General features: G+C 37.4%; 15 protein-coding genes, 1 pseudogene and 3 riboswitches. Of the genes and pseudogenes, 8 read left to right on the plus strand and 8 right to left on the minus strand.

Annotation, left to right across the window (positions count from 1 at the left end; translation table 11 throughout):
* Nucleotides 1-25 precede the first annotated feature (25 nt).
* Both H9635_RS17580 and H9635_RS17585 read left to right on the plus strand, forming a co-directional pair.
* Entirely contained in the window at nt 26-781 is a 756-nt protein-coding gene (locus H9635_RS17580) for an ABC transporter permease subunit (protein ID WP_191701616.1), read from the plus strand.
* A 14-nt stretch (nt 782-795) separates the two neighbouring features.
* Complete coding sequence (locus tag H9635_RS17585) at nt 796-1,584, plus strand: ATP-binding cassette domain-containing protein (RefSeq protein WP_191701617.1); 789 nt, start codon at nt 796-798, stop codon at nt 1,582-1,584.
* 68 nt (nt 1,585-1,652) lie between these two features.
* On the opposite strand, the gene H9635_RS17590 is transcribed toward H9635_RS17585, so the two are convergent.
* The 3 genes from H9635_RS17590 to H9635_RS17600 form a co-directional block, all read right to left on the minus strand.
* Entirely contained in the window at nt 1,653-2,177 is a 525-nt protein-coding gene (locus tag H9635_RS17590) for a thioredoxin domain-containing protein (RefSeq protein ID WP_191701618.1), read from the minus strand.
* A 143-nt stretch (nt 2,178-2,320) separates the two neighbouring features.
* Nucleotides 2,321-2,635, minus strand: a complete 315-nt coding sequence (locus tag H9635_RS17595) for a DMT family transporter (RefSeq protein ID WP_191701619.1) — start codon at nt 2,633-2,635, stop codon at nt 2,321-2,323.
* Entirely contained in the window at nt 2,635-2,982 is a 348-nt protein-coding gene (locus H9635_RS17600; protein ID WP_191701690.1) for a DMT family transporter, read from the minus strand. The genes H9635_RS17595 and H9635_RS17600 overlap by 1 nt, the downstream gene beginning before the upstream one ends.
* 80 nt (nt 2,983-3,062) lie before the next feature.
* Nucleotides 3,063-3,160, minus strand: a riboswitch (guanidine-I (ykkC/yxkD leader).
* Between the two features lie 264 nt (nt 3,161-3,424).
* On the opposite strand from H9635_RS17600, the gene H9635_RS17605 reads away from it, so the two are divergent.
* On the plus strand, nt 3,425-3,871 hold the full coding sequence (locus tag H9635_RS17605) for a general stress protein (protein WP_191701620.1): 447 nt from the start codon (nt 3,425-3,427) through the stop codon (nt 3,869-3,871).
* A gap of 41 nt (nt 3,872-3,912) precedes the next feature.
* Complete coding sequence (locus H9635_RS17610) at nt 3,913-4,362, plus strand: general stress protein (RefSeq protein ID WP_191701621.1); 450 nt, start codon at nt 3,913-3,915, stop codon at nt 4,360-4,362.
* 339 nt (nt 4,363-4,701) lie between these two features.
* Here the strand turns inward: H9635_RS17610 and H9635_RS17615 are convergent, their stop codons facing one another.
* The 4 genes from H9635_RS17615 to H9635_RS17630 all read right to left on the minus strand — a co-directional run bounded on the left by H9635_RS17615 (nt 4,702) and on the right by H9635_RS17630 (nt 7,145).
* The gene (locus H9635_RS17615; RefSeq protein WP_191701691.1) at nt 4,702-5,265 is read right to left on the minus strand and encodes a VUT family protein; all 564 of its coding nucleotides are present in this window, start codon (nt 5,263-5,265) and stop codon (nt 4,702-4,704) included.
* Nucleotides 5,265-5,933, minus strand: coding sequence for a 7-cyano-7-deazaguanine synthase QueC (gene queC / locus H9635_RS17620; protein WP_191701622.1), 669 nt, complete (start codon nt 5,931-5,933; stop codon nt 5,265-5,267). The genes H9635_RS17615 and queC overlap by 1 nt, the downstream gene beginning before the upstream one ends.
* 112 nt (nt 5,934-6,045) lie before the next feature.
* Nucleotides 6,046-6,546, minus strand: a complete 501-nt coding sequence (gene queF, locus H9635_RS17625; protein ID WP_191701623.1) for a preQ(1) synthase — start codon at nt 6,544-6,546, stop codon at nt 6,046-6,048.
* A 121-nt stretch (nt 6,547-6,667) separates the two neighbouring features.
* Nucleotides 6,668-6,714, minus strand: a riboswitch (PreQ1 riboswitch).
* A gap of 86 nt (nt 6,715-6,800) precedes the next feature.
* A complete protein-coding gene (locus tag H9635_RS17630) occupies nt 6,801-7,145 on the minus strand; it encodes a DUF2294 domain-containing protein (protein WP_191701624.1) in 345 nt (114 codons plus the stop codon).
* A gap of 270 nt (nt 7,146-7,415) precedes the next feature.
* Between H9635_RS17630 and H9635_RS17635 the strand changes: the two genes are divergently transcribed.
* The 4 genes and pseudogenes from H9635_RS17635 to H9635_RS17650 form a co-directional block, all read left to right on the plus strand.
* Nucleotides 7,416-8,093, plus strand: coding sequence for a trimeric intracellular cation channel family protein (locus H9635_RS17635; protein ID WP_191701625.1), 678 nt, complete (start codon nt 7,416-7,418; stop codon nt 8,091-8,093).
* Between the two features lie 30 nt (nt 8,094-8,123).
* Nucleotides 8,124-8,223, plus strand: a riboswitch (purine riboswitch).
* Between the two features lie 62 nt (nt 8,224-8,285).
* Nucleotides 8,286-9,482: an MFS transporter gene (locus tag H9635_RS17640; protein ID WP_191701626.1), complete on the plus strand. Its 1,197-nt coding sequence runs from the start codon at nt 8,286-8,288 to the stop codon at nt 9,480-9,482.
* Between the two features lie 145 nt (nt 9,483-9,627).
* Nucleotides 9,628-10,182, plus strand: a complete 555-nt coding sequence (locus tag H9635_RS17645; protein WP_191701627.1) for a GNAT family N-acetyltransferase — start codon at nt 9,628-9,630, stop codon at nt 10,180-10,182.
* A 188-nt stretch (nt 10,183-10,370) separates the two neighbouring features.
* Nucleotides 10,371-10,523 (plus strand): annotated as a pseudogene (locus tag H9635_RS17650) (HepT-like ribonuclease domain-containing protein); the annotation flags it as partial.
* Between the two features lie 69 nt (nt 10,524-10,592).
* On the opposite strand, the gene H9635_RS17655 reads toward H9635_RS17650, so the two are convergent.
* The gene (locus H9635_RS17655; RefSeq protein ID WP_191701628.1) at nt 10,593-12,212 is read right to left on the minus strand and encodes a histidine kinase N-terminal 7TM domain-containing diguanylate cyclase; all 1,620 of its coding nucleotides are present in this window, start codon (nt 12,210-12,212) and stop codon (nt 10,593-10,595) included.
* Nucleotides 12,213-12,411 lie beyond the last annotated feature (199 nt).

Consider the following 12,411-nt stretch of genomic DNA (forward strand, 5'->3'; position numbering starts at 1 on the left):
TACTTTATATAGGAGGTTAAATAGTATGAAACTAGATTTTCGTCCATGGGTTATTCCTGTGGTGCTCGTCGTGGTTTGGGAAATCATTGTACGTTTGGAAGTAATATCAGCATCATTATTCCCATCCCCTCTGACAATCGTTGAAACGGGTTGGAATTTGCTGGTAAATGGCGACTTAATGACCCACATTGGCGTAAGCTTATGGCGCGCATTAACGGGGATGTTAATCGGTGGTGTCATTGGCTTTGTATTAGGTGTATTAAATGGTTTATCAAAAAAATCCTACATTTATTTAGATACAACGATCCAAATGATTCGGAATATCCCTCACTTGGCGCTTATTCCACTTGTGATCGTATGGATTGGTATCGGAGAAGATGCAAAAATTTTCTTGGTTGCATTAGGGGTGCTCTTCCCTATTTACGTAAATACATTCCACGGTATTCGCAATGTGGATCCGAACTTAGTAGAAATGGGTCGTATGTACAACTTAAAGGGTTGGAGCCTATTCAAAGATGTATTGCTGCCAGGCGCACTGCCATCTATTTTTGTCGGTTTACGATATGCGCTAGGTGTTATGTGGCTGACTTTAATTATCGCTGAAACTATCCCAACTAATGAAGGATTAGGCTATTTGGCGACAAACGCTCGTGAGTTCATGCAGACAGATGTCATTATTTTAAGCATTATCATTTATGCATTGCTTGGTAAGCTAGCCGATTTGATTGCACAGTTTGGTGAAAACCGTGCATTAAAGTGGAATGCAAGCTATACGAAATAAGGAGGTCATTTAGCATGAAACCGGAAGCAATTCAAATTGATATTAAAAACTTAAAAAAGTCATTCGGACCTAAAGAAATTTTACATGATATCTCCATCTCTTTTGATAAAGGTGAATTCATTGCCATTATCGGTAAAAGTGGTAGTGGAAAGAGTACCCTACTGCGCCTTGTAGCAAGCCTTGAGGAAATTACTGCCGGCGAACTATTATTCGATGGCGTCCCTGCTACGAAATCGGAAGCTAATGTGAAAATGATGTATCAAGATTCGCGTTTACTTCCTTGGAAGAAAGTTATAGACAATGTTGGCTTAGGTTTGACTGGCGACTGGAAAGCAAAGGCCGAAGAAGCTTTAAATAAGGTTGGATTATTACCTTTAAAAGATGAGTGGCCATCTACACTCTCTGGTGGTCAAAAGCAACGTGTTGCATTGGCGAGAGCCTTAATCCATGAACCATCATTGTTGATGCTAGATGAACCATTAAGTGCTCTTGATGCCTTAACTCGGATTGAAATGCAAAATCTAATCGAAAATATTTGGGAAAAAAATAACTTCACGGCATTGCTTGTAACCCATGATGTCGGTGAAGCGGTTCGATTAGCTGATCGAATCATTCTAATAGAAGATGGTCATATTGCTTTTGATGAAAAGGTGGATGCACCACGCCCGCGTAAATTAACAAATCCGGCACTCATCGAGCTTGAGGAGAAAATTTTAAATCGTCTGATGCACGGTGAAGAAGAGCCATTACAGGTTTCAGAGGCCAATCAGGAGAAAAATCTAAAGGCTGTATTGAGTAATTAAAAGTTAAGGGGCTTATCCAGAATATATTTCCGGATAGCCCCCTTCTTTCTTGTTATGCTCGGAGCTACTTAAATGACAGCATTTTTTAGCTCGTTCTCGATTACCTCTACTAATTCCTCTGCAAAAATCTCACGTGGGTATTGATATTCGTGTTCATTGATAAAGACCGTTGGGACCATTTTTACATTACGTTCAATCGCTTCAGCTGTAATCAGTAAGCTACGGTCGATATTAGCAGGCTCTTCTTTTAAGTCATATTTTTCTTCAATATATTTCTTTATTTCAAAACTCGAATACTTATCCCATGTTGCTTGATTTTTAAATAATTCACTTATGATTTCCAATGTTCTTTCCGGATTGGTGTAATCTAGATTGGCATTTATAAGCGTTCCAGGCAGCAGCATTTCACGAGGCTTATCATAGTGCTTCACAACTAAAGCCACTTTACCTTCTGTAAAATACTTAGGAAGTGTATGATCAACTAATTCATAGAAAGTAGCACAATATGGACATGCATAATTTAAAAATACTTCCATTTTAACAGGTGCATTCACATCACCAATTACTAAATAATCGTTTTTGATTCCTAACATAATCATTACCCCACTATTTTCTATTTATTTTAAATTTTCTATTATTTTATTCTATACTATTACTATAGGAATTGTAAAATATTTTCTATGATTAAAAGAAAAACCAACTCTACATAAATCCGTAGAATTGGTTTTTCGTATGATTAAGAAATCAATTTCAACGCAATGACACTCCCGATAATTAAAGTGATCGCTGTAATTCTCAGGGCATTTTTCGGTTCTTTAAATAGTACAATTCCTAAAATTGCACCCCCTGCTGCACCTATTCCTGTCCAAATTGCATAGGCTAATCCCATTGGCAATACCTTCATAGCAAGGCTTAGAAAAAAGAAGCTAGCAGAAAAGCCCACAATAAGCAGCACAAACGAAAGGATATCCTTACGCTGCTGTAGCCTGCCCATAAATCCAACAGAAACCATTTCAAATAATCCCGCTAAAATTAAATAAATCCAAGCCATTACTGCTCACCTCCCGTACCGCTGTCATCCGGTGTAGCAAGCTTTAACATGATGACACCTGCTAATAATGTAAAAATAAATAGGATTTTCAACGGCTCAACCGGGCTGCCGAATAATACCATATCGCTGATGACTGTACCGAATGTACCGAGTCCAACGAATACAGCGTATACGGTTCCGACTGGTAGTACCCCACTCACGTAAATTAATATTCCGAAGCTCACAATAATGGCAATCACTGTTCCAAACCATTCCAAAGGGGTTGCGGCATGCTTTAAGCCGATTACCCAACCTACTTCAAATACCGCAGCGACGACAACCAATAACCAATATTTCACTTTCCTCATCTCCTCTACATCTTGTGTTGGTTTCATTTCACCCTGTGCTTTTTCAAAATAAAAAAGCCAGGAGGAATGTTCATCAACATATCTCCCAGGCTTTTATCCTTCCGTGACGCAAAAAAATCGCGCACCTTCTCTCGGACCAGACTATGCCTGCGCATACGGAACCCTAGAAGGTGTATTTGTATTAAGTTAACGTAATTATTTCACATTTCAGCAGCTCATTCAAGTATCGGGGGTTATGACATAAGTGACAAATAATTATTGAACATTGAACTTTCATTCCCCTTAAAATCCTTTTAGTTAGCTGGTTAAACCCCTTCCCCTCACTGATTTTTTCTATGCGCTAACCACTTAAAAGCCTGTCAAAACGTATTGCATGATGTTTATTAATTTTCCACAGGGGTATTTTTACACTGTGCAAGAAACTAAGGAGAGGATGATAAACATGGCAAAACATATTGTAGGTTATTATGATACTGAAGAAGAGGCAATCATGAAAATTGAAGATTTAAAACGTCAAGGCTATCGTTCAGAAGATATTTCAGTTGTAAGTAAAAATAGTTCAAATGTAGATACAATTTCAGATGAAACAGGTGCTGTTGCAGAAGGAGCTGCTACAGGAGCAGCTGCCGGCGGAGTAGTAGGCGGCGTTGGCGGCGTACTTGCTGGACTTGGCGCATTAGCAATACCAGGAATTGGACCAATCGTGGCAGCAGGTCCGATTGTAGCCGGTTTAACAGGAGCAGCTGCTGGTGCAGGTGTCGGTGGTTTAGCTGGAGCTCTTATTGGCATGGGGATTCCAGAAGATGAAGCAAATCGTTATAGCGATTATGTAGAATCCGGCAAAATTTTAGTTATTGTAGACGAAGATTTACGAGGCCCGATTTTATAATTAATTATTACTGAAAATATACAGCCGAGGGGATGAAAGATATGGCAAAGCATACTGTAGGATATTATGATACAGAACAAGAGGCAGTCGCCGCAATCGAGGATTTAAAACGACAAGGTTACCGCTCGGAGGATATTTCAATTATTAGTAAAAGCAAAACTAATATAGATAACGTTTCTACTGAGACAGGTGCTGATGTTGCAGGCGGTGCCGCTGCAGGTCTAGCTACTGGCGGGGCTTTAGGTGGCATTGGTGGTATTCTTTTAGGACTTGGAGCTCTGGCCATTCCAGGAGTAGGTCCTATCGTAGCTGCTGGACCAATCGCTACAGGGCTAACAGGATTAGCTGCTGGCGGTAGTATTGGCGGATTGGCAGGTGCCTTTGTAGGAATGGGTATTTCCGCAGAGGAAGCAGAGCGTTATGATGAGGAATTTAAAGCTGGCAAGATTTTAGTCATTGTGGACGAGGATACAAAAGGTCCACTAGTATAAAAAAATGTACTGAAACAAGGCTGTGTTGGAGGTCAAGTGACTTTCCGCCCAGCCTTTTCTTCAGACAAAAAATAGACGGAGAAATTCCGCTTATTTGGTGGAAAACTTTAAAAACCGGAAAAATAAAGGGAGGAATTCCGCTTATTACCCTCCAAAACAAGAAAAAATCATTTTTTTCTATGGATAAGCGGAAAAATCACCCTTATTTCCCCTTAAAATAAGGGCATCATGCAAAAAACGGGAAATTCTCCGCTTATTTTTTACATATGCTAGCTAAACCCGAATTCCACTATAAAAAAACGCCACCCCTATTCATAATGAATGGCATTTGTTAAAATCTTAACCTTTACTTACTGTTGTTATAGCTGCTTTCGCTAGACGTCGATCGTTATAAGCAAGCCCTTGACTTAAAATCATAGCTCCTACCATTTGCATTACTGTTTTCACAATTATTTGCCCCACAATTGCTGCTGGAACGGCTGCCCAAGGTATAAAACCTGCTCCTAAAGGACTTAGCCCCACAACAACGAACACGATGGAATCCAAAAATCCCCCAACAATTCCACTATAGAACACACGCCACGCCATCGGTAATTTTAAACGTGTGTAAATTTCTGTATCGGCTGTTTCAGCAACTAAAAAGGATAGTGCAGATGCAGCTACAATAATTAACGTATCTCCTAATGAGAACGATACAGTTGCAGATAAAACTAAAGCCAGTAAGATGAACCCATATGTTTTTTTACGACCAAATTTATTTTGCACTAAATCCCGGAAAATAAATGTCGCACCAATTAAAAATGAACCCATCGGTATGATAAATATTCCCAATTCGAGCGGGGCAAAACGGGCTGTGACAACGTTTGCCGTCACAATAGATACTAAATAAAATAAAATTCTTATCATAATACCCCTCCTATTTCCTTCGAATGTAAATACGTTTCCATCCCTTGTAATCGCAGCTTACATGCCGGGCAATCTCCGCATCCATCTGCGATAATGCCGTTATAACAAGTGAGTGTTTTCTCTCTTACATACTCAAATGCGCCAAGCTCATCGGCTAATGCCCATGTTTCGGCTTTATCAATCCACATGAGCGGTGTATGAATTACAAAGGAACTATCCATTGATAAATTCAGTGTCACATTCAACGATTTTATAAAGATATCGCGACAGTCCGGATAACCGCTGAAATCCGTTTCGCATACACCTGTGACAATATGCTTCGCGCCAATTTGGCTTGCCAATACACCAGCAAATGATAAAAACAATAGATTGCGCCCTGGTACAAAGGTTGATGGCAATCCGCCCTCTTCCCCTTCTTCAACCGCAATATCATCACGTGTTAAGGCATTTGGTGCGAGCTGATTCAGTAACTCCATATTCAAAATATGATGTCGTACATTCTGTTCTTCGGCAATCTTTTTAGCGCATTCAATTTCCAATGCATGCCGTTGTCCGTAATCAAATGTTACTACTTCCACTGCTTTGAAATTTTTCAATGCCCAAAACAGACATGTTGTACTATCCTGTCCGCCGCTAAATACGACGAGTGCTTTTTCATCCTTCATCTTTTTGCTCCTTTTAAACGAAAAAACAGCACTAAGATTATGTGCTGTTTAATCTTAGTTTTTTATAGAGGGTCGCTAATAACCTCTTTCACCTGCAAGGTATATTTAATTTTTAACGGTTGTCGATTTTTTCTGGATATAAATCATGGTTCATTAAACGGTAGTTGGCAATTTCCTCATATTTCGTGCCCGGACGACCGTAATTGCACCAAGGATCAATTGAAATGCCTCCACGCGGCGTAAATTTACCCCATACTTCTATGTAGCGTGGGTCTAACAGCTTGATTAAATCGTTCATAATAATATTCACGCAGTCTTCATGGAAATCGCCATGATTACGGAAACTAAATAAATATAATTTTAATGATTTACTCTCCACGATTTTTTGATCCGGAATATATGAAATATACATCGTCGCAAAGTCCGGCTGCTGTGTAATCGGACAAAGACTCGTAAACTCCGGACAATTGAATTTCACAAAATAATCGCGGCCAACATGCATATTATCAACAGACTCCAACACTTCTGGTGCATACTCAAAAGCATATTTTACATTTTGATTTCCTAATAACGTTAAATCCTCTAAACCATCTTTTTCGTGTCTACTAGACATGAAAAACCCCTCCTTCATTCATACCAAAGTATCCAAAGGAGGGGTAAGCGTATCATCAATAAAAAACTACCGGATGCAATAAAAAAAGCCACGTCCGATATGGACATGGCATAATATGCATGTATCCATAGTTTTTTATAGAGGGTATCAGCTATGAACCTCTCCTGAACAACTCAGGTATTTTAATCTTTCCTCATTCTATTAGAAATAAAGTCCATTGTAAAGAAATAATTGAAAATATGGTACCTACCATCCTACACTATTGGCTTTTCAAATATAAAAACCGATACTGCCATATCTTCTTCCACCTTTATATCCGAAAATAAATGAAGCAGTTTTGAATCGACGAGCTCCTCCAATCCTTCGGGAACCTGTTGCTTATAAATTTCCTGAATCATTTGGGTTCTCGCATTGTGAATAACCTTTTTTCCTTCTTCTGATTGAATAATAAATTTTTCAGTAGGTGTCAAAATGCCGTACATCGTCGTGACAGCCATATTCTCCACGAAATGCGTATAAACTCTATCCGGTCCTTTCCCATATAGCTCTTTACGTACTTTTCGTACGATTTCATTAAAAACAGTCTCCTTCTTCCCCATTTGTACACACCCCCTAGTTTATTCAAACTATACAATATAACTTTTAAAAAAATAAACTCTTCTCTCTCTATCTTGTTCTTTTAAAACAAAATAGTATAATGAAAGAAATAAATGGAATTCCAATAAAATTTTTTGTTGGAATGCTATTTGCTTTTTATAAAATGGATTGATTCGTTAGTAGGTATTGCTAATTTATTACTCCACTACAAGGTCTTTTTAAAAGACGTCTTGTGGTGGAGTTTTTTGTATTTTAAAGGGGGTTATAAAAGGATGTCATGGGCTGTTCTTCATTTTATCGGAATTATTTCATATGCAGCAACGGGAGCATTTGTCGCTTTTGAAGCGAGATTTTCTTTTATAGGTGTATTTGCTTTAGGTTTTATTACAGCGTTTGGAGGAGGGCTGATTCGAAATGTAATTATAGGGATTCCTGTTACTGAACTGTGGGAGCAATCCACTATTTTAACAGTGTTCATAACATTAATTATCATTGTGTTAATTCCACTAAAATGGATTGATCATTGGAGAAGATGGGGAATGTTTTTCGATTCAATTGGCCTTGCTTCCTTTGCCCTTCAAGGCGCTATGCTCGCAAGTGCAGTTTATTCCAATAATTTAGGCGTGATGATTTTGGCTGCCCTGTTTACAGGTGTCGGTGGCGGAGTAATGCGGGATGTGATCGCTGGTCGAAAACCACTTGCGTTGAAGGAAGAAATTCACGCGATATTAACGATTCTCTGTGCCCTCTCTATTTGGCTAGGCTGGAGCTCACCTCTAGCACTTACACTTATCGTAGTTATTGTAGTTGCCGTACGTTTGTCAGCCATTTATTATAAGTGGCGGCTTCCTCTGCCGTGTCATTATGAGGAAAATAGGAAAGATAGCTTTACTGATAGCAGCGTGAAGTCGAATTCAAAGTTAAAACTTGATAAATCAAATGAAAGCTAGTAAACTATTCAAGTGCTCGTTTTATTACACAACAATATAGTAATATAGTACTGTATAACCTCAAGGATACGGCTTGAGGGTCTCTACCAGGAACCTTAAAATCCTGATTACAGAAAATGATTAATCTCATTTTTTGTAATCAGGATTTTTTTATTTTCTAAATTTTTCATCAGAAAGGATGTTTAACAGATTATGAATTTCAAAGTTATTATACTCGCATTATCAACTGTTGCTGTCGGTTTGGTTGAATTAATCGTTGGCGGTATTCTTCCAATTATTGCAACGGATTTGAATATTTCAATAAGCTCAGCCGGGCAACTAATTACGGTATTTGCCCTTATTTATGCGATTGCCGGTCCAGTGCTATTAGTTTTAACGAGTAAGGTCGAACGGAAAAAGTTATACCTTATTTCGTTGTTTATATTTTTCATCAGTAATATCATGACTTATTTCAGTACGGATTATACCTTTATGATGATTGCCCGTGTTTTAAGTGCCATGAGTACATCACTGATTACTGTGCTCTCTTTAATAATCGCTGCAAAAGTTGTTGCACCAACGCATCGAGCTAAGGCGCTAGGTCTTATTTATATGGGTATTAGTTCGTCTCTTGTATTAGGCGTACCACTTGGAATTTTAATTTCCGATTATTTCGGTTGGCGTGTTATTTTCCTAGGGATTGCTCTACTATCGGTAGGCTCTTTTATCCTGATTTCTATATATTTAGAGCGCATTCCTGGTGAAATGGCCGTTCCACTTTCACAACAATTAAAGGCAGTTGCCAGTTCAAAAATTGGTACTGCCCATCTTGCCACGATGTTTATGCTGGCAGGACATTATACAATATATGCATATTTCACTCCATTTTTGGAAACGGAGCTTAATTTGAATTCAAGCTGGATCAGTCTTTGTTATCTATTATTCGGGATTGCTGCAGTGAGTGGTGGCGCATTTGGAGGCACACTTTCAGATAAGATTGGTGCTCCTAAAAGTATTATTATTGTCATCATTTCGTTTGCTGTCGTACTGTTCATACTACCATTCACGACCTTTTCACTTATAGTATTTATACCGGTAATGATGATTTGGGGTGCATTAAGTTGGAGTCTATCTCCACCTCAGCAAAGCTACCTGATTCAAACAGATCCAGCTACTTCGGATATTCAGCAAAGCTTTAACAATTCAGCGTTACAAATCGGTATTTCAATGGGTTCTGGATTTGGGGGAATTGTTTTAAATCAAACAAGTACGATCTCTCATGCTGCCTGGTATGGTGGTGCCCTTGTTCTTATAGCCCTAGCATGTGCAGTCTTCTCTTTAACAAGAAAGACGAATGTAAGAAGAGAATATAAAACGACGGCTTCGAACGTTGAACAAACAAATATCTAATTTTAAATAGCATCATTCGGATTATAATCGAATGATGCTATTTTTATTTGGTCAGAGAACATATAGTTAATAAATGTATATTATGTTATGATAAGTAAGCCTAAAACACTCTCGAATTAAAGACATAATAATTGGAGAAAACACTATGAAAAATATTAATCAATTACTAGAAGAACACAGCGAATTGAAAAGCGAACGTCTCTTTTTACGTCCGATTTCTCTTGAGGATGCCGAAGATATGTATGAATATATGGCGGATGAGGAAACAGTTAAATTCCTATTCGAACCCCATAAAGAGCTGACTCAAACGAAGAAAATGATCGACAATTATTTTTTGAAAGAACCTCTTGGCAAGTATGCACTCGTGTTAAAGGAAAGCAATAAAATGATCGGGGCAATCGAGTTCCGCGTGCACGAATGGAACAAAAGTGGTGAACTCGGCTTTACAATGAACAGAAATTTCTGGGGAAAAGGCTATATGAATGAAGCCGGAAACTTAATACTTAATTTAGCTTTCAATACGCTAGGCTTAGAACGGGTATTTTCGGAATCTGATACTAGAAATGCAGCATCTTCAAAATTGATGAGTCGTTTAGGTATGACCCATGAAGGTACAATGAGAAAAAATCATATGATCCGCGGAACACTAGTGGACAGTGTGTATTATTCTATATTAAAAGAGGAATATCAACAGGCTTAATGAAGTAGAAACACCACCGATAAAAATATATGGGGCTAGGACAAAACCTGCCTCAAAATCAAACGCCGTTCAAATTTTACTAATCGTAAAATTTGAACGGCTTTATTATTGTGTATACTTCGTAGCCGTTGTTCTCCGTTACGGCGGACGCTTTCCTAGGGGCACGGCTCGAGCCTTTAGCTATGTAATTAGCGAAAACGCTTATGAATATGGTAGGCTTTCGTAACATCGCTGTCCACGATTACCAAGCATTAGATCTTGATATTTTAGAAGCAATTTTAGACAAGCACATTGACGATTTTAAAGATTTCACGAAAATAGTATTAAAACTTGAAGCATAACTAAATAAAATAGGCCGGTTTTCTTTTATAGAAACACGGCCTATTTTTTCTAACTATATAATGTCAATTTCAATTTTTATTATTGGAACTTTCTTCGTAGGCAATCGATTGAACAGGGCCGAATTTATTGTACGATTGAGTCTGTTCTTTTATATATCTTTTATCCTCATACATACGCACATCGCAAGTATGATAGAGATGCTCATAATTAGTACCCTCTTCTTCAACAAAAGCAATGCCAATACTTGGTACAACTTCGATTTCGATGTTGTCCTGCTTATACAGATTAACTCGGAATACATCACGGGCCTTTTCTATTTGCTTTAAAAACTTATCCTTCGACCCGATTTGTTCAAAAAACATGACAAATTCATCGCCACCTAAACGTGCTAGTATATGTGGCTTTGGTAAATTCTCATGCCAGCAGTTCGCCGTAAAAATCAACACATTATCTCCTGTTAGATGACCATATTTATCATTGATTTCTTTAAAAAAGTTTAAATCACATATCATTAATGCGCCGTCTTTTTTTCCGGACTGCGCCAATTTTCGTTTTACTTCTTCCTCGAAATAAGTACGATTATATATACCTGTTAGTATGTCGTGATGAGCTAAATATTCAAATTGTTTGGATTGCTGAAGTAAACTTTCTTCGTACTTTATCGATTCTGTAATATCATGTAATATTAGCATTTTGCCCACTGGTTTATTATTACTTCCATTGATATAAGAAAAATGAACATTATAAAATTTTTCTCCTAATTGCATTGATTGGGTTGTTAGTTTGTCTATTTCCGGGTTTTGTTCAATAAATGTCAATAGAGGCGGGAAATGAGATAGAACTTGTGATGCAAAGCTACCAATTAACTTTTTATCGGGTAACTGTTCAAACAATATATTGGAGGATTTATTATAGCTTTTTAAAGTATTATCTATATCGAAAATAATTACAGCATCATTTATAGATTCGAAAACTTTTTTCATCGCTAAAGGAGATAATTTAAGCATATTAAATTGGTATATTCCCCATAAATAAAATACAGCCGAAAAAACAAGTCCAAAAGGAGATATATCGATTGGTATTTTTATTACACCTATTGAATGAATGAATGGAAAACCAAATACAAATGAAGAACCAATCATCATTAGCGCGACCTGTTTTTTCCTCTCCTTATTTGACTTAAGGAACATATGGACTAATAGACATAGACCAATTAAATAGTAACTATAAGCGTAACCAATATGTAAGTAAAAAAGCGGACCTCTATCCAAAAAGATAAGTGGGAACCCTTGGGAATAATCTAAAGTCATGCTTCTATAAAATAATTGATGCCCCTCATTTGTAAAGTGGGTAACTAATGTGGAAAGTGGACCAATTGATAATAAAGCAATGTTCCTCTTTGTTAAAATCCTCTGATTACCTGTGAACTGTAATATCATAATTATCCAAATAAACGGCCCAAAAGGAATACCTATATACTGAACATGTATCCAAAAAAGCATTTGTTCCACTGTCGTACTTACGAGTTGAAAAGCATATCCAAATGTATAAAAAGAAGCGGCTAACACACCTAAGCCATAACTAATCGAAATTGGGGTGTCTCTATTTTGCCAAGAATAGTAGAGCAACACTATGAAACAAAAGCTGAAAAGAACTAGAATTGCTGAAAGTACAAAGTTATAGCTCATAATGTGATTTCCTCCTTATAATCATTTTGTAATTACTTGATTATCTAAATATGTGATTATGAAAATTTTAGTAATATCATTATGAGGTTTCTTATTCACACTTTTATTTTCTTATACGAATATGTTTGACTTCACAACTTTCTCCAACTCTTGTCTATGCGCAGCTTAGAGTGCAATCATATTAATATTATTCAATAAC

This window comes from Solibacillus faecavium (assembly GCF_014836905.1).
Taxonomy (GTDB): domain Bacteria; phylum Bacillota; class Bacilli; order Bacillales_A; family Planococcaceae; genus Solibacillus; species Solibacillus faecavium.

What these genes read in the sequence shown, in the direction of transcription:
- H9635_RS17580 (WP_191701616.1), top strand. Translation starts at nt 26, where the DNA reads ATGAAACTAGATTTTCGTCCATGGGTTATTCCTGTGGTGCTCGTCGTG.
- H9635_RS17585 (WP_191701617.1), top strand. Translation starts at nt 796, where the DNA reads ATGAAACCGGAAGCAATTCAAATTGATATTAAAAACTTAAAAAAGTCA.
- H9635_RS17590 (WP_191701618.1), bottom strand. Translation starts at nt 2,177, where the DNA reads ATGTTAGGAATCAAAAACGATTATTTAGTAATTGGTGATGTGAATGCA.
- H9635_RS17595 (WP_191701619.1), bottom strand. Translation starts at nt 2,635, where the DNA reads ATGGCTTGGATTTATTTAATTTTAGCGGGATTATTTGAAATGGTTTCT.
- H9635_RS17600 (WP_191701690.1), bottom strand. Translation starts at nt 2,982, where the DNA reads ATGAGGAAAGTGAAATATTGGTTATTGGTTGTCGTCGCTGCGGTATTT.
- H9635_RS17605 (WP_191701620.1), top strand. Translation starts at nt 3,425, where the DNA reads ATGGCAAAACATATTGTAGGTTATTATGATACTGAAGAAGAGGCAATC.
- H9635_RS17610 (WP_191701621.1), top strand. Translation starts at nt 3,913, where the DNA reads ATGGCAAAGCATACTGTAGGATATTATGATACAGAACAAGAGGCAGTC.
- queC (WP_191701622.1), bottom strand. Translation starts at nt 5,933, where the DNA reads ATGAAGGATGAAAAAGCACTCGTCGTATTTAGCGGCGGACAGGATAGT.
- queF (WP_191701623.1), bottom strand. Translation starts at nt 6,546, where the DNA reads ATGTCTAGTAGACACGAAAAAGATGGTTTAGAGGATTTAACGTTATTA.
- H9635_RS17630 (WP_191701624.1), bottom strand. Translation starts at nt 7,145, where the DNA reads ATGGGGAAGAAGGAGACTGTTTTTAATGAAATCGTACGAAAAGTACGT.
- H9635_RS17635 (WP_191701625.1), top strand. Translation starts at nt 7,416, where the DNA reads ATGTCATGGGCTGTTCTTCATTTTATCGGAATTATTTCATATGCAGCA.
- H9635_RS17640 (WP_191701626.1), top strand. Translation starts at nt 8,286, where the DNA reads ATGAATTTCAAAGTTATTATACTCGCATTATCAACTGTTGCTGTCGGT.
- H9635_RS17645 (WP_191701627.1), top strand. Translation starts at nt 9,628, where the DNA reads ATGAAAAATATTAATCAATTACTAGAAGAACACAGCGAATTGAAAAGC.
- H9635_RS17655 (WP_191701628.1), bottom strand. Translation starts at nt 12,212, where the DNA reads ATGAGCTATAACTTTGTACTTTCAGCAATTCTAGTTCTTTTCAGCTTT.